Genomic DNA, 17,341 nt, shown 5'->3' on the forward strand with positions numbered 1-17,341 from the left:
TTATCCTCTCAGTTCTGCAATACGGGCCAGCACCTTCTCGCGTCTGTCGGAATAATCCGCCTGCTTCGCCCGTTCCTCTTCGATGACTTTCGCCGGAGCTTTGGCCACAAAACCCTGATTACTGAGCTTCTTCTCCACACGCTCCACTTCGCTGTTCAGGGTCTGAACTTCTTTTTCGAGACGAATAATCTCCTGATCGATATCAATCAGACCGGACAGCGGCAGAAGCAGCTCCGCTCCGGTAACCACGGCGGACATCATTTTATCCGGCGTCTGCGGCGCAAGGCCTGCTTCGAAGGAAGAGGTGTTGCAGAAGCGCCCGATGTAGTTGTCGTTGCGGGAAATAATGTCCAGGGTGTCCTGGCTGCCGGCCTTGATAATCAGCTCGACCTTCTTGCTCATCGGCGCATTCACTTCCGCACGGATCCCGCGAACGGCCCGGATAATATCCATCAGCAGGTTCATCTCTGATACTGCCTGCGGATTCTCAAGCGCCGCATCGTACTTCGGCCACTCGGCCAAGGTGATGGATTCGCCCTGATGCGGCAGATGCTGCCAGATCTCCTCCGTAATGAACGGCATGAACGGGTGAATCAGCCGCAGTGTGCGGTCCAGCACGTAAGCCAGAACAGACTGGGTCTTGGCCTTGGCAGCTGCGTCCGCTCCGTATAACGAGAGCTTGGCGAATTCGATATACCAGTCACACAGATCATCCCAGATGAAGTTGTAGAGCAGGCGCCCGGTCTCGCCGAACTCGTACGAGTCAATTAGACGCGTAATATCGCGGGAAGTTTCGTTCAGGCGGTGCAGAATCCAGCGGTCCGCTGTGCCAAGCTCACCTGTAATGTCAATATCTTCAAAGGCTACGCCTTCCAGATTCATCAGTGCGAACCGGGAGGCATTCCAGATCTTGTTGGCAAAATTACGCGCCTGCTCTACCTTTTCCATACGGAACCGCAGATCCTGGCCCGCTGTACTGCCGGTAGTAATCATATAGCGCATGGCGTCAGCGCCGTACTGCTCGATAACATCCAGCGGATCAATACCGTTGCCCAGCGACTTGGACATCTTGCGTCCTTCAGCATCGCGTACGAGTCCGTGCATCAGCACATCGGAGAACGGCTTCTGGCCTGTGAATTCCATAGCTGAGAAAATCATGCGCGCTACCCAGAAGTAGATGATATCGTAGCCGGTAACCAGTACATTGTTCGGATAGTAACGCTGATAGTCGCTGCTGTCCTGATCAGGCCAGCCTAAGGTAGCGAACGGCCAGAGGTTCGAGCTGAACCAGGTATCCAGAACATCCTCATCCTGCTTCAGGTCGGACAGCCCGCTGATGCGGCGCGCTTCTTCTTCATCGTGTGCAACTACAAGCTCCCCGGTAGATTCGGAGTACCAGGCCGGAATACGGTGGCCCCACCACAATTGGCGGGAGATACACCAGTCACGGACATTCTCGATCCAGTTCAGGTACGTCTTCTCGAAGCGGTCCGGCACGAAGTGGACCCCGTCACCGTCCTTCTGTGCAGCGATGGCTGCTTCTGCCAGCGGCTGCATTTTGACGAACCACTGGGTGGACAGATAAGGCTCTACTACGGCCCCGGAACGCTCACTGTGCCCAACCTGGTGTACATGATCCTCAATGGAGATCAGCACGCCTTGCTCCTTCAGGTCGGCTACGATGGCCTTACGGCAGTCGCTGCGGTCCATTCCCTGGTAAGCGCCCGCTTCCTCATTCATCACTCCGCCTTCATCCATTACGTTGATCTGCGGAAGGTTATGGCGGACTCCCATCTCGAAGTCGTTCGGATCATGCGCCGGTGTAATCTTAACCGCACCGCTGCCGAAATCCTTATCTACGTATTCATCAGCAATAACCGGAATCTCACGTAAGGTAACCGGCAGAATCAGCGTCTTCCCGATCAGATCCTTATAGCGCTCATCCTCCGGGTGTACCGCTACCGCTGTATCACCCAGCATCGTCTCGGGCCGCGTGGTAGCCACCGTGATATGGCCGCTGCCATCCTTCAGCGGATAACGCAGATGGTACAGATGCCCGTTCACTTCCTTGTATTCAACCTCAATATCCGACAGCGCTGTACGGGCAGCCGGGTCCCAGTTAATAATCCGCTTGCCGCGGTAGATCAGGCCCTTCTGGTACAGCTCCACAAATACCTTGCTTACCGCCTTCTTCATTCCATCATCAAAGGTAAATCGTTCGCGGGAGTAATCGAGGGACAGGCCCATCTTGGCCCACTGGTCATGAATCGTCTCTGCATACTGGTCTTTCCAGGCCCACACCTGCTCCAGGAACTTCTCGCGTCCCAGGTCATGGCGGGAGATTCCCTGCTGGCGCAGCTTCTGCTCTACCTTGGTCTGTGTAGCAATCCCTGCATGGTCCGTACCCGGCAGCCACAGGGTATCATATCCCTGCATCCGCTTGGTGCGGATCAGCACATCCTGAAGCGTGAAATCCAGCGCATGTCCGATATGCAGCATTCCTGTTACATTCGGCGGCGGAATCACGATGCTGTAAGGCTCCGCATCCGGCCGTTTGCCGGCTTCGAAGAAGCCTTTCTCCATCCAGTACGCATACCATTTCTTCTCTGCCGCTCCCGGATCATATGTAGTCGGCATGTCGCTCTGCTTGTGATTAGCTGAAGCGGTAGCTTCTGCCGCTTTCTGCCCGTTCGGCAGCTCTGCTGCTGCATTGTTGTTATCAGCCATTGTGAACCCTCCACTGTTAAATGTATTGAGTAGCTAGCGGTTTCTGAGAATACAAAAAGGCCCTTCGTCTCAAAGGACGAAAGGCCATTCTTTCGCGGTACCACCTTTGTTTCGCGCCAATAAAAAATAAACCACTGCCTTAAGTTCCCTTACAGGTTCCTGAAGCTTAGCGCGACACTCATGCAGGGTAACGGCTGCAACCGGCCGCATCCTAACCGGTCTTCATGATGAAGACAAGCTCAGAAGGGCAACTCCGGGGCGACTTCGGGGGCTGCATCCTGCGGGAATTCACACCAATGATAATCCCGCTCTCTGAAGGGCTGACCGCCTACTCTTCCCGTTCCCAGTCTTTATGCTAGTTATTACATAGTTCAATAATACATTCAGTGTTATCCCTAGTCAACCAGCATATACACAAAGGGCGCGCAGCAGACGTACATTGCTGCTTACTCCCCGCTCCAGATCACTTGAACCACATTGAAGCCCTGATTGCCGCCCGTTCCGGGGGCGCCATCCAGCGTAACAGAGAATGTGCTTCCGGCATCAATAATCGAGAAGGCTGAGGCGGAGACCTCCTCGGACTTGGAGGTTGCCCCTTTTTGTACAAAATAGTCCTTGTACGTATTGCCGAGCGTCTCCAGACTCTGCTTCGTGCGGTAGCTGAAGGTCGCGGACGGCTTACCGGTTGCCGAGCCTTCGATCAGATCAAATATCTTCGCGTCCGCCGGAAGCGGGAAGTCCGCCGGCAGGCTCTTCGGCCGCTTCACAGCATCTGCTGGTGTTCCTGCGGACGAGCCGCCGGAGGAGACAGCCGGAGCAGCCGCATCACCGATGATGACCCGGCTGGTTGCAGCATCGTAAGTAACAGCAGTGTTCAGCGCTTCGCCGATGGAGCGTACAGGCAGATAAGTGATCCCGTTGTAGGTAATCGGGGCGAGGGTTTTGCCGTTGCCGTCTTTGGGCGTGTACACCTGGCCGTTCACGACGATCCCGATTTTGTTGTTCAGGAGCGCCTTGATCTCCTGCAGATTACTGGCGGCGTAGACACCGGCCGAGACTGTGAGCGTCAAGCTTAGTGCGGCCGCAGTGGCTGCCACTTTTCTCTTCATGTGATATATCATCCTTCCAGAAGTGATGTACCAGCGCATAGCTGCCTGAATGTGTAATGTATGTAGGCCGGTAGTGACTATTACCCCGACCTAGGCGGTTTATAAACCAGGAGCGGAGACACGTGTAAACATGCCCCCAACAAAAGCCGGTTCACAAAAAACAGGAACAGCCCCATGCATAAGGCAAGGGCTGTTCCTGTTAAGCCTGAATTCTCCGCACACCATCAATCTCAAGGAATGTATAATACCTGTCCCTCTTCTACAATCTGACCGGACAGCCGGTTATACATAGTCAGCTCCCGGGTGCTTAGCTGGTATTTCTCGGCTATGGTATCCAGCGTCTCTTCCCGCTGCACGATGCAGAGCCGTACCTTGCGGAACAGCTCTGTCCCGCCCATCCCGCCGATGAACCGGCTCTTCCACGCTGTATCATTGCCTGCCTCAGGAACAGCCTGCGCTACAGAGTCTATATTGCCAGAGAGCAGTTCCTCCTGCTCTCGGTTGGCGCGGCTTGCGCTGAGCAGCGAGGAGAAGGTGAGCGGCTCCTGCTCGGCGGCTCCCGGTTCTTTTTTGCTGCCAAGGGCAACCTTGAGATCCTGCTTCTCCTCCTGGGGAGACAGAGATTCCGCAGACAGGAAGACTTCATTGTCTGTGGCCTGGATCTCCTCTGCCGCCTCCCCTTCTTCGTTCCCGGCAAACAGCGCAGCAGCATCGTTGGCAGCGGAGGTAAGCACCGGCTCCGGCTGCGATACGGCATGAAGCTTCGCATTGCCCCAATGGTCCACAGTGTTCAAGGCGGCGGTGCCTGTCTGAAGCGTGGTGTCCTCCTGAAGCGAGCCGTTCACAGCCGCCGGTGCCGTCTTCTCTCTGGAGGTGAGGAAATGAGCGGAGGCCTTATCAGCCGACGGCTTGCTGCCTGCCGAAGAAGCCGTATCCAGACTATGGGTCCTTACTCTGGGTTCCTTGTCCTTCAGGGGTGTGGAGAGATAGGCCGCGGGCTGGCTGTAAGAAGTATCTTCTGCGTACAACGGCTCAGCTGCTGCCTCAGCCGGAACAGCGGAGTTCTGATCTTCCGCAGAGCCCTCTGCCGTGCCTTCGCCATAGGTCCAGAGCGAATTCTCATACAGGGTGTCATTCTCCGGATTGCGGATTTGCTCCTCAGCGGCCCTGCTGTCTCCTGCTTCCGGCGAATACGCTACCGTGTATTCCTCCTGCTGCCAGGCCGGCTGTACATCTGTACTTCCGATTCCGCGCAGCGAGAGCACTCCGGTAATGTTGACGGTTCGCATCGTCAACAGATCAATATCGAAATTCTCGATCTCCACCCCTATGTCATCAAGTGAGCTGACCCGGGTCAGCGGAACAGTGATTTCAACAGGAATTGCATGCTCCAGACGCTGTGTAAGGTCATCCTCCCCCCGGTAGAGTCCGGTGAGCAGCAGCTGTCCGTGCAGCTCGGCCCGGTCCTCCCGCTGGATGACCTGGATGTCGGGAACCAGCTCGACTTCCTCCAGCTCTGCTATTCCCGGAAGCTCTTCCGAAAGGTGAATGCGTTCATAAATATCAAACCGCAAGCCATGGGACTGGTCAAACACGGGAAATGTCCTCCTTCTTGGCATAATCTATCCCTGAGACAAGCCCAGAGTATAAGCCCAAAATGTTACTCCCCTCATGTATATGCTTCAATCAGGCAGGCATGACAACTTTGCCGCTTCAATTGCGGACAGCGCCTATCCCAGGGGAGGAAGGGCCGTACGTGCATCAGGAATAGAGTAGTGCTGCGGAAGCTTGACACGCATCGTTACGGCAAGCGGATTCCCCGGATCACCCTCGTTAAGCACATCTGCCGGATGAAAAGCTGCCGGCAGCGCACCCGCGCCCGGTTCTTCCTCAAACCGGAGGTGATCCGGAATTCCCGGCCGGCCTGCCCGCAGATTGACCGCTCTCTGGTATACATGCAGCGTACCCGCAGCCATGACATCCAGCGAACGGGTCTGCTCTGCCCAGTGCTTAGCCTGGAGGCCGGTGCGTCTTCTCAGCTCCTCATCCCCCAGCAGCTGCTCCATCTGCAGGGCGAGCTGAGCGGCATCTCCGGGAGGAACAATCCAGCCCGTCTCTCCCTGCCGGACCATCTCCGGCATGCCTGCGGTTCCGGCGACAATCGGCGCGATTCCGGCAAGCTGCGCTTCTGTAACCGAGAAAGGCTGCGTATCCTGGAGGGAGGGCTGCACATAGATGTCGGCAGCCCGGAGTGCAGCCGGAATATTGTTCAGCTTCCCGGTGAAATGGACCTTCCCCGCGATACCCAGCAGACGGGCCTGCTCCATGAGCTCCTCCAGGAGGCTGCCGATTCCGGCCACCGCACAGATCCATTGCTGACAGCGCTGCTCCAGAATGCCTAGCGCCTCTATCAGCACATGGACGCCTTTGATATATTCAAGACGTCCGGCATACATGATGACAGGAATTCCTTCTGCAAATTGAAGCGGCGGCGTCTCTGCGGCCCTGGCTGCATATTGATGTAGGTCCAGCCCGTACGGCAAGGTATGAATACGGTCCGGGCTGACCCCCAGGCTCTGCGTAAGCTGTCCGATCCACTCCGAAGAGACCAGAATCTGGTCAGCCGCCTGGGCACCCAGTGTCTCAAGCCTGCGGAAATAGCTCCAGATCGGCCGCTGCTCATAGGCCTCCCGGGTCAGTCCGGGCTCAAGCCCCTTGTACTCATAGTAGGTCTCCTTGGTCAATGCCCCATGAACACTTGCGACCAGCGGAACAGGACGGCGCATGATCCGCCGTATTGCATATGAGGCTATAGGGTCCTGGGCATGAATGACATCATATTCCTCCAGCCCCAGCACAGCGGCGCCGCCCTCGAATACGTAACGACCCAGCTCAAAGCTGAAGATGCCATGCTCCAGATGCAGCGAGGGGAACCGGCCGATATCAAGCTGGGGCAGCAGCAGCGAATAGAACGCTTTTTTATCAAAAGACTCCGTCCGGTTGAGCAAATACAATGTATTGTTCTCCGCATGGCTGCCCATCAGTGTAACGGAATGGCCCTGCTCGCCCAGCTTGTCGGCCAGCTGCTTCATATATGTCCAAATTCCGCCCATATTGGTGAGGCCCCAGTAGGTGACCAGCAATATCTTCATGCATTCCTCTCCCCGGCTATAGATGTATTTAGGTGCAGGAGCAGTCTGCTCCACCCTAATCAGAATAGTATATGTAGGCTGCGGGCAGGCGGAAAGGGATATATGATCATTCCCTGCAAATTTCAAAAATATCTTTTAATCAAGAATCATCTTTTCGGGTATAATCGGTATAAATCCTGAAAGGAAATTTCCGACATGTCAAAAGCGAGGGTATTTGACCTTTTTCTATTTGTCGCATCCCTGGCTATAGCCTTCATTCCCGCGCATGCTGTAGTCCTGGACGCTACCTATATAAAAGCATTACTGCTATACACTATCTTCTCCAGCATCTACTTCCAATTGCGGATTGTGACCCGGAGCGGGAACTCAACAATCGATTATGCCATCAGCTATACCTCCTCCTTCGGGATTTTTGCCGGTCCGCTGGGCACGCTCCTGTTCGAGACCGTATACCGGTTCATCGTATATTTCTATAAAAAGAAAACAAAAACCGCCGATCCCGGCGAGTTCCTGGATACCTTCTACAATATCGGTTCGTTCACACTGGGCGGCTCTGCTGCGTACTATCTGTATACGGCGCTCTCTCCCCTGGCGGACAAGCTTCCGCTCGGATACTGGCTGCTGTTCCTGCTCGTGGTCTGCGTCACCACCCTGCTGTCCTCCACCTTCCTGGTGCTGACCTTTGCCTTGTCGGGAGATATCAAGACACGCCGGGAAGCGCGAAATCTGCTATTCCGAAGCCGGAATCTGCTGGACTTCAGCAAGGTGGCTCTTAGTAACGCTCTGCTGCTGCGGCTGCTGCAAATGGAGAAATGGGAGATGCTGATCGCCCTGTTCCTGCTCAACTATGTAGTCAGCATCTCGTTCTATTCCAAATCGCAGAGTGCCCAGCACAAGTATGAACGCGACAAATTCGAGCAGATGGCTTACCGCGACTTCCTGACCGGCACCTACAACCGGGCGCATATGGACAAGATGATGAAGGAGCTGAACCAGAGCGGGGAGTATATCGGGATTGTAGTGGCGGACATCGACCGGTTCAAAAAAATCAATGACAGCTACAACCACGCCGTTGGTGACCGGGTCATTGTTCATTTTGCCAAGACGCTGCAGATGCACCTGCAGGAGCAGGATGTTCTGTTCCGCAGCGGCGGCGAAGAGTTCACCCTCTTCCTAAGGGACAAGACCTTCGAGGAGTGCAGGACGCAGATTCAGGAGATTCTGGACAGCCTTCACGGTCACACTGTAAGTGCAGAATTCGAGGAGCAGATCATCCGCGTGCCCTATTCGGCATCCTTCGGACTCTTTTACTACAAGGCAGACCCGGACCAGAAGACCTCTATGGAAAAAGGGTACGTCTACGCCGACCAGCTCCTGCTGGAGTCCAAGAAGCTTGGCCGCAACCGTCTCTCTTACCGGAATGATGTGCAGCCTTGAGACACGTTTCCGCGCAGGGGGACGGCCTGTGCGCAGGCGCGGCAGCACATTGCTCCGAATGTATGCTGTTTTTGGCATACATTTGCCCCGCTCACCCTCGCAGTTGCACATTGTATGTTGTTTTTGGCATACATTCGGACCGTTCGCCTGCGTGACAGCACATTGTATGCTGTTTTTGGCATACATCCGGCCCGGGCGCCTGAACGGCAGCATAATGTATGCTGTTTTTGGCATACATTCGGCCCGTTCGCCTGCGTGGAGCACAATGTATGCTGTTTTTGGCATACATTCGGACCGTTCGCGTGCGCGGCAGCACAATGTATGCTGTTTTTGGCATACATCCCAGCTTCCCGGCGGAGCAGAAACGGCTCCTCATGATAAATCCCGAATAAGACCAAGAGCCGCTCTCCGTGAAACGGAAGTGCGGCTCTTGGTGTTCCTGATGCAGGCGGCTACAGCTCGGCAGCCTTGAAGGTATCTCCGCCAGCAATCGTGCCGGAGTTGAAGCCCTTATAGAACCAGCGCTTGCGCTGTTCAGACGTTCCGTGCGTGAAGCTGTCGGGCACCACATATCCCTGCGCCCGTTTCTGGATCGTATCATCCCCGACTGCGCTCGCTGCCGTCAGAGCCTCATCCAAGTCTCCCTCCTCCAGCAGATTCTGTCCCTGGACATGATGCGCCCACACTCCGGCATAATAATCGGCCTGCAGCTCAAAGCGCACCTGAACCTTGTTGAACTCGGTCTCACTGAGGCGCTGGCGCTCCGAATTCAGCTGCTCGGAAGCGCCCAGCAGCGTCTGCACATGATGGCCCACCTCGTGGGCAATCACATACGCCATGGCGAAGTCGCCCGGCGCATTGAACTGCTGCTGCAGCTCATCATAGAAGCTGAGGTCGATATACAGCTTGGCATCTCCCGGACAATAGAACGGGCCTACGGCCGAGCTGGCGGTTCCGCAGGCAGAGTTCACGCTGCCGCTGTAGAGCACAAGCGTCGGGTCCTGATAAGTCATCCCCTGCTCCTTGAAGATATCGGACCAGACATCCTCGGTATCGGCCAGCACGACAGATACGAACTCGGATAACTCCTTTTCCTGGGCGCTCTGTTCATAAGGGACACTTGAGTTCGTACCCGAACCGGTTGAAGTCAGATTGCCCATAATATCGCCGATATTCCCTCCGCTCAGCAGCGTAACAATCACTATAATCACGATCCCGCTGATTCCGCCGCCAATCAGCTTGCCTCCGCCTCCGCCGCCGCGGCCTCTGCGGTCTTCCACATTGGAACTGCCTCTTCTGCCCTGCCATTTCATGGCCTTCCCCCCAGTTATGAATACTCGCGAATGCAGATATCTTTGTACTTATGAGTCAATTTCATAATTCAATTTGTTAAATAGCAAGATTAGGCCAAAATCTAAGGTCACATTTTTAAAAAATCAGGCGATTTGCTGGGAATTCCTCAACTGCTGGTTCAATTTGTCTAACGCAAACTTACTCAAATTGTACGCGAGCGTACTGAGCTGGAAATCGACACTTGCCCGGACACCGCGGTGGCGTGTGCGCTTCATCCCGAAATACTCTTTGAGATAGGCAAATACACGCTCCACGGCCGTACGCTTCTTGTACAGTGTTGTAAAACTTTCGCTCCCTCTGGCGGGATAGGTGTGTAAACGCAAATCCGTTTGGATTCGAATTTTAAACACTTTTTGGCATTCGGTACCGGAAAGCGCACAGCCTTTGCATTCACTAGGCCGGGTGTACTTCAGGGTCTCATATTTGGCATCAAAACTGTCGTAACGGTACGCATGCCCTTGAGCGCACACCGGCGTGTAATCCAGATTCATTCCCGCAGGCGAGTCTTTGTGGTGAATCAGGGAAATCGCAGGATAGGCGCCGAGCGAATGAATCAACTGGTAGATCGCCGCGCAATCGTACCCCTTGTCGCCCAAGATATGCTTGACCTTTAGCATCGGAAACTTCAGGAGCAGGCCTTTGAGAAGGACGACCGCCATACGCTGGTCATTCGGATTTGCCGAACTAAAGAGGCCGCTGAGGATATACTGGCTGTCCGTGTCGACCAGCAGATTCGCCTTGAACCCGTAATAGCTGGTCATTCGGCCCTTCGTATTTTTCTTGTCACAACGCGCAGCATGCCGGGGCAACGCGGTCAGTAGTTCATCGTACGGGTACGGCAACATCGCTTCAATGGTTTTCTGGAACGGTCCGAGACTTTGTTCATAGGCTTCCATTTCCTCGCGCCGACGTTCCTTTTCCGCCAGGGATGGACGGCCGGGCTTGCTATATCTGGGTTTCTTCAGCGGCTCGTTCGCCACCTTAGGCTCAGGCTCGGGATGTTCGAGCTGAATTTGCTCGGCCACCGAAGCTTCGCCTTTCTTTTGCCCCCGGCGAGCCGCACGACGCTTGGAGGCCGATTCGCTAAATTGGCAATCCCAAGCCTCGACCATGGAGGAATCCACAGCCAGATGGGTTCCGCTCACAAAGCCTTCTTCTAGGGCAGACGTGACTAGGCGATCCTGAAGTTGTTCCAGCATTCCCGTTTGCTCCAGCGCATGAATCAAACGGGAATAGGAGGCCTGACTTGGAATGTTATCCGAGCCGGTGAACCGGCACTGGACTCGAAATTCGATGCTATGATTCAGTCGCCGGACCAGGGCAGAGACAAACTCGATGTTCTCCATTTTTGCAATCAGCAGCGAGTAGATCATGGCAGGTACGTTTAATTTTTCAGGCCGTCCGCGATGGTTCTTTTTCCCTAGTGCGAACAGAACTGGAGCTAAATGTAAGTGTTCAAAGATTTGGCTGTATTTATCTTCTGGACTCATTTGGAGCAATTCCTCGAAGGAAAACAGTTCTTCTTGTCGAATAGAATAGATGGGGATTACCTCTTTTCTTCTCGGGTGTTGGTTTCGTCGCCTATAACTTCGAGAATTTGGGGAGGTACTCCTTTTTCTATGCTCAAAAAAACCAGGTATAGCAAGGGTTTTGAATTATGAAATTGTCTCCTTATTAGTGTTATACCCATAATTGCAGGGGTGCCACTCGCTCAAGACGGACTGGAGATTTTACCAGTAACAAAAATAATGTATCCTTGAGCTTGATGGACTATCTCTATGGATAAACTATAATTTTACAATAATATGCATGTCAGGAAGGTGATGAAATGGGACTAACCAACGAAATATTAAATTCATTTAATCTTTGCGGGGATATTATTCCATTAACTGGTGGGCAGAATACAGCAGTAAGAGTTGGGAATGCGGTATTAAAGCCTGTGGATGACATAAATCAATGTGAATGGTTACTTCATATTGTTAGCAATTTAAATCCGCAGGGCTATAGGTTATCAAAGCCTGTTCAAAGTAAATGCGGTACTTTTGTGTACAGAGGATGGGCTTGCACTCAGTATGAAATAGGTAAAGATGCGCAGGGACGAATAGAAGACAAACTTCAGGTATCTAGACTGTTCCACCGGGATCTATCTAAAGTTGATTTTCACGACTTCCCTTATACTGAGAGTCCTTGGTCAAAGGGTCACCGTATAGCCTGGCAAATAGATGAATTATCAAGGGACCTGCCAAGAGAGGCGCAAGAAATGATTAGTCCTATACTCGGGATGGTCAGCCTGAAGGAGCAATACAGTATGCAGATTGTTCACGGCGATTTGTCAGGTAATATTCTTTTTGACAAGGCTATGAGTCCTTTAGTCATTGATTTTTCTCCTACGATTGCCCCAGTAGAATATGCGGAAGCCATTTTAGTGTGTGATTGTATAGCATGGCAGGGAAGCAAGGTTTCAGAGATAGACCTGCTGCCAAATGATAAACTGTACAGGGAGATGATACTACGAGCTATTATTTTCCGTTTAACGGTTTCTGCAATTTTTTTAAAGGGTGATTTTGCTGAATTTTCCAAAGAGTATGAGGCATTCAAGCCTATAATTGAGTATATCAAGTAGGGGGTATTCACTGAGCAACATAGCCTACATCCTAATCAAAAAAACCTCCCCAGTCTCAGCCGGGAAGGAATCATGGAACCGGAATCCGCTTATTATTTTGCAGCTTTGGCTGCGCTTAGAATGGCTTTCAGGTAACCTTGGGTATCCACCAGAGTTGCACCGCTTACCGCATCAACGACTTGCTCTTTGCTCTTGTTAGTCAGTGTAGCTTCAAGGGATTTTATCGTTTTGCCTGTTGCGAATTTCTCGATAGCCGCCAGGTTCTTGTCATAGGCTACTGTCGATTTGGCTTCTTCCGTCATGTGCTCACTGTAGTATTTGGCGTTGGTCTTCTTGGAGGCCAGCACCATATTCGGATCTTTGTAATTCTTGCCGAAGTCCTTGTCCGAGTTCGGTACGCCAGTGGCTACATCGCTACCCAGGAACTGATAATCATCCAGCGAAGCCGCAACGATTACGCCATTCTGGACTACAGCAACCGCTACAGTGAAGCATTTGGTGCCATGGGCAGCCGCTTCCACCCGGCCTACCTTAAGCGGTGCGCTCGCTGCCGAAGTGACATTGTTCAGGGCGCCGCTGTTCCCTACCCCGACAAGTGCCAATGAGATGCCGGCCACGAGCATTAACTTAGTAACTTTTTTCACAAATATTCCCCCAGTTCATCAAATAGACTGCGCTTACATACTATTTTTATCAATATATTGGAAGGCCGTCAGTTACAAATGTTACTGGGAATCTGCAAATATATGGATGAAGCACGGGAATGCATCAGAGGGAACGCGGGCTCACCGGCAACTTGACTGGTGGAGGTTTCCTTGAACAACAAGAACAAGATCACCCAGCGGGTAAACGATGCTAATGTCTCCCTCACCGGCCGCTTTTAAGGAGCAGTATTGTTGCACTTTTGGCAGGATTTCTCTATACCTTTCAATGCTTGTAGTACATTGTTGCATTATTTGCACAAATTTCGGTGTTTAGAGCAAGTTAGCGCTGAATTTGTTGCAGTTTGTGCAGGATTTCAGCATAGAACGCTTCTTTGGGGCAGTATTGTTGCATTTTTTTGCAGGATTCCTCTTAAATGGTTACTTCCTGTGATGTATGGGGCCCTTTAGCCAGGCCGCAATCCTCCAGAGTTCAGAGAAATGCGGCCCGGCTGGGCATGGCTTACATTGACTTATCTTAGCTTCACAGAGCCGATTGGTATAATGGCCTACTCCTGATCTGTGCCGCCGATTTGCTCGCGCAGGCGGCGCAGATCCTCCGGCCAGGGATCGGCTACTTCGATCTTGCTGCGGGTCCAGGGGTGGGCGAAAATCAGCTTCTCGCCATGCAGCGCCTGGCGGTCGGAACTCCCCTGCTTCGCCTTGACTCCCGGCTTGGAAGGTGGAGCCGGCGGCTGCTTGCCTTGGACTTGCAGACCAGGGATGAGGCCTGCCTTCTCCTGCTCTTCGAACCAGGCCGTAATGGCAGACTTCACCTGACCGGGCTCCGAACGAAGGGGCTGCTTCTCCTTAAGGCTGTTGCCGGACGGAATACCAGCGGTGTGCCAGGCCGATCCGCCGTAGAGGTCATCCCCGAAGAGCGGATGCCCCGCATGGCTGAGGTGGACACGAATCTGGTGCGTGCGGCCCGTCTCCAGCTGCAGCTTCACTACGGTTCCGCCGGGCAGGGCTTCACGCCCCACAATCCGTGTTACCGCCGCTTGCCCTCCAGGGGATACCCGTCTGCGCGCCGCATGATGACGGTCACGGCCGATGGGGGCATCGATCACCGTAAGCTCAGGCGGCACTGTGCCTTCAACAATCGCCGCATACAGGCGGGATACGTTCTTCTCACGCATCTCTTCATCCAGCACAAGCTGGGCGTATTCGTTCTTCGCATACAACACGGGTCCGGTGGTATCCTTGTCCAGCCGGTGGATATGACGGACGGCAATGCCGCCGCCGGAGGCCGCATAATGCGCGGCTACAAGATGATCCAGCGTTACCCCCGTGCCGCTGCCGTCCGGGTGAACTGCCAGACCCGCAGGCTTGTGGACCACGAGGCAGAAGTCGTCCTCGAACAGCACCTCAACCGCAGCCTCCTGCCACACCGGCTCTATTCCCGCTTCCCTATGAGGGAACAGGGCCAGCCGCAGCCGGTCGCCCCTCCACTGGATGCCGTCCTCGCGGCGCAGCCGGGCGTGCAGCTTCTCCGGCATGCCGGCTGCGCCCAGCAGCCAGGCATCGATGGCTGCCGCTCTGTCGGCAGCCCCCGTAATGACCCGGCCAGGCATGGCTTCCAGCCATTCCCCGCGCCGGGTCCACTTGCCCCCGCCCGCGAAGCCGGCGGCGGTACCCGCAGCAGCCGCACCGACTGCGCCCGGGCCGGGACTGCCGCCGGTGGCAGCGGTCCCGGCTGTAAGATCCGGCGCTCCGCTGCGGCGGGCTGCCGCAGGGTCTGCGCCTGCATGGCGGGCACGGCCCTCCGTATCTGCGCGTTGCCCGCCGGACCGGTCCTCCGGTCCAGCCGTCATAGCGATTTCAGGGCCTGGTAATGGCCCGCAATCGTATCGTCAATATCCTGCTCGCTATGCGCAGCGGATACGAACATTCCCTCGAACTGGGAGGGTGGAACGCTGATGCCCTGATCCAGCATTTTGCCGAAATAACGCTTGAACAGCTCCAGGTTACTGGTCTTGGCCGTCTCAAAGTTAATGACCGGCTCCTCCGTGAAGAATGGACATACCATCGAGCCCACACGGTTAATCGTCAGCGGAATTCCCGTCTCCTGCGCATTGCGCTGAAGTCCGGCTTCCAGTCTCGCGCCAAGCGACTCCAGACGGGTGTAGACCTCAGGGGTCAGCAGCGCAAGCGTGCTGTAGCCCGCCGCCATCGCCAGCGGATTCCCGCTGAGTGTGCCTGCCTGATAGATCGGGCCGGACGGGGCGATCTGCTCCATGATCTCTCTTTTGCCACCGTAGGCCCCTACAGGCAGACCGCCGCCGATCACCTTGCCGAAGCAGGTCAGATCCGGGTCTATCCCGAACAGCCCCTGCGCACATCCCCGGTCCACACGGAAGCCGGTCATCACCTCGTCAAAAATCAGCAAAGCCCCGTACCCCGTAGTCACCTTACGGAGACCTTCCAGGAATCCAGGAAGCGGAGGCACAACGCCCATATTTCCGGCGATCGGCTCCACGATGATAGCGGCAATCTCGTTGCCGTAGCGCTCAAACGCGATTTTGACCCCGTCCAGGTCATTATAAGGTACCGTGATCGTATTCACCGCTACCCCTTCCGGCACGCCCGGACTATCCGGCAGCCCCAAGGTCGCCACCCCGGAACCGGCCTTAATCAGCAGGCTGTCGGCATGGCCGTGATAGGAGCCTTCGAATTTGAGGATTTTGCTGCGTCCGGTGTAGCCGCGGGCCAGTCTGATCGCGCTCATCGTCGCTTCCGTTCCCGAGTTCACCATGCGGACAATGTCCACCGAGGCCACGCGTTCTACCACGGTTTTGGCCATAGCGGTCTCTAGCAGGGTCGGCGCGCCGAAGCTTGTCCCTCTGGCCGCAGTCTCCTGCAGCGCCTTCACCACCTCAGGATGGGCATGTCCCATAATCAGCGGTCCCCACGAGCAGACGTAGTCAATGAAGCTGTTGCCGTCAATATCGTAGATCCGTGAGCCTTCGCCCCTCTCCACATAGACCGGGGTCAATCCTACGGACTTGAATGCCCGGACCGGGCTGTTCACCCCGCCGGGAATATATTGTTTTGCCTCTTCAAAAGCCATGCGGGAAGCCTCTTCCCGGCGGTTCAACGGCAGATTGCCCATGCTTGTTCCCTCCTGATCCTAGCCGCGCAGCCAGCGGGCTGCGTCCTTGGCGAAATAGGTAATAATTACATCTGCTCCGGCGCGCTTCATGCCTGTCAGCATCTCCAGCACAACTGCCTGCTCATCGATCCAGCCCTGCTGCGCAGCCGCCTTGACCATCGAGTACTCACCGCTGACGTTGTAGGCTACAAGCGGCAGATCGAACTGGTCGCGGATGGTGCGGAGTACATCCAGATAAGCCAGCGCAGGCTTCACCATCAGCATGTCCGCGCCTTCCAGCACATCGGAATCCGCTTCGCGAACCGCTTCCCGCAGGTTGGCCGGGTCCATCTGGTACGTCTTGCGGTTGCCGAACTGGGGAGCGGAATCCGCTGCTTCGCGGAACGGGCCGTAGAAGGCGGAGGCGTATTTTACCGAATAGGACATGATCGGCACCTGCTCGAAGCCATTCGCATCGAGTCCGGCACGGATCGCCTGCACGAATCCGTCCATCATGTTGGACGGCGCGATAATATCCGCCCCTGCCCGGGCCTGCGAGACCGCCGTGCGGGTCAGCAGCTCAAGCGAAGCATCGTTAATTACATCCCCGTGCACCACACCGTCCACCGTATGGGTATGCACCATGCCGCAGTGGCCGTGGTCGGTGAATTCACACAGGCAGGTATCGGCGACAACCAGCAGGTCGGGATACCATTTTTTGATCAGACGCGTGGCTTCCTGCACAATGCCATCGTCTGCGAAGCCCGACGAGCCAACCGCATCCTTCGTCTCGGGAATTCCGAACAGCAGTACCGCCGGAATGCCGAGGGAAGCAATCTCATCCACCTCCGCCTTCAGCGTATCCAGCGAGAAATGATAGACGCCGGGCATCGAGCTGATCTCATTCTTTACACCCGTTCCATAGGTTACAAAAATCGGCTGGATGAAATCCAGCACATGGAGTACGGTCTCGCGCACCATGCCGCGAATACCGGCCGACCCGCGCAAACGGCGGTGTCTGGTTATTGGAAAGCTCATTGCTGCAAACCCCCTGTTCAGTAAGTATATACACACATCTATTCGTCTTAAGCAGTATTGAGATGTTAAAGTTATCGCTGCTAGTAAGCCAGACCCGATTGCAATGCTCA

At 54.8% G+C, this 17,341-nt stretch carries 11 protein-coding genes, 1 pseudogene and 1 other annotated feature; of the genes and pseudogenes, 2 read left to right on the forward strand and 10 right to left on the reverse strand.

Annotated elements, in window-relative coordinates:
* The 4 genes from MKX51_RS24000 to MKX51_RS24015 all read right to left on the reverse strand — a co-directional run bounded on the left by MKX51_RS24000 (position 1) and on the right by MKX51_RS24015 (position 6,988).
* Positions 1-2,637, reverse strand: a complete 2,637-nt coding sequence (locus MKX51_RS24000) for a valine--tRNA ligase (RefSeq protein ID WP_076079479.1) — start codon at positions 2,635-2,637, stop codon at positions 1-3.
* A 159-nt stretch (positions 2,638-2,796) separates the two neighbouring features.
* Positions 2,797-3,081, reverse strand: a binding site (T-box leader).
* A 92-nt stretch (positions 3,082-3,173) separates the two neighbouring features.
* Positions 3,174-3,836: a stalk domain-containing protein gene (locus tag MKX51_RS24005; RefSeq protein WP_340994121.1), complete on the reverse strand. Its 663-nt coding sequence runs from the start codon at positions 3,834-3,836 to the stop codon at positions 3,174-3,176.
* A gap of 230 nt (positions 3,837-4,066) precedes the next feature.
* On the reverse strand, positions 4,067-5,431 hold the full coding sequence (locus MKX51_RS24010; protein ID WP_340994122.1) for a LysM peptidoglycan-binding domain-containing protein: 1,365 nt from the start codon (positions 5,429-5,431) through the stop codon (positions 4,067-4,069).
* A gap of 135 nt (positions 5,432-5,566) precedes the next feature.
* Positions 5,567-6,988, reverse strand: a complete 1,422-nt coding sequence (locus tag MKX51_RS24015; protein ID WP_340994123.1) for a glycosyltransferase family 4 protein — start codon at positions 6,986-6,988, stop codon at positions 5,567-5,569.
* Between the two features lie 195 nt (positions 6,989-7,183).
* On the opposite strand from MKX51_RS24015, the gene MKX51_RS24020 reads away from it, so the two are divergent.
* Complete coding sequence (locus MKX51_RS24020) at positions 7,184-8,425, forward strand: GGDEF domain-containing protein (RefSeq protein ID WP_340938655.1); 1,242 nt, start codon at positions 7,184-7,186, stop codon at positions 8,423-8,425.
* Positions 8,426-8,877: 452 nt separating this feature from the next.
* On the opposite strand, the gene ypfJ is transcribed toward MKX51_RS24020, so the two are convergent.
* Entirely contained in the window at positions 8,878-9,738 is an 861-nt protein-coding gene (gene ypfJ, locus MKX51_RS24025; RefSeq protein ID WP_340994124.1) for a KPN_02809 family neutral zinc metallopeptidase, read from the reverse strand.
* A gap of 123 nt (positions 9,739-9,861) precedes the next feature.
* On the reverse strand, positions 9,862-11,268 hold the full coding sequence (locus MKX51_RS24030) for a transposase (protein ID WP_340994125.1): 1,407 nt from the start codon (positions 11,266-11,268) through the stop codon (positions 9,862-9,864).
* 338 nt (positions 11,269-11,606) lie between these two features.
* On the opposite strand from MKX51_RS24030, the gene MKX51_RS24035 reads away from it, so the two are divergent.
* A complete protein-coding gene (locus tag MKX51_RS24035; protein ID WP_340994126.1) occupies positions 11,607-12,401 on the forward strand; it encodes a hypothetical protein in 795 nt (264 codons plus the stop codon).
* 92 nt (positions 12,402-12,493) lie between these two features.
* Here MKX51_RS24035 and MKX51_RS24040 read toward each other — a convergent pair whose 3' ends face one another.
* The 4 genes and pseudogenes from MKX51_RS24040 to hemB form a co-directional block, all read right to left on the reverse strand.
* Positions 12,494-13,045, reverse strand: coding sequence for a hypothetical protein (locus tag MKX51_RS24040; RefSeq protein ID WP_209876979.1), 552 nt, complete (start codon positions 13,043-13,045; stop codon positions 12,494-12,496).
* A gap of 905 nt (positions 13,046-13,950) precedes the next feature.
* Positions 13,951-14,676 (reverse strand): annotated as a pseudogene (locus tag MKX51_RS24045) (RluA family pseudouridine synthase); the annotation flags it as partial.
* 236 nt (positions 14,677-14,912) lie between these two features.
* On the reverse strand, positions 14,913-16,214 hold the full coding sequence (hemL, locus tag MKX51_RS24050) for a glutamate-1-semialdehyde 2,1-aminomutase (RefSeq protein ID WP_340994127.1): 1,302 nt from the start codon (positions 16,212-16,214) through the stop codon (positions 14,913-14,915).
* An 18-nt stretch (positions 16,215-16,232) separates the two neighbouring features.
* Entirely contained in the window at positions 16,233-17,231 is a 999-nt protein-coding gene (gene hemB, locus MKX51_RS24055; RefSeq protein WP_340994128.1) for a porphobilinogen synthase, read from the reverse strand.
* Between the last annotated feature and the right edge of the window lie 110 nt (positions 17,232-17,341).

Source organism: Paenibacillus sp. FSL M7-0420 (assembly GCF_038002345.1).
GTDB lineage: Bacteria > Bacillota > Bacilli > Paenibacillales > Paenibacillaceae > Paenibacillus_AQ.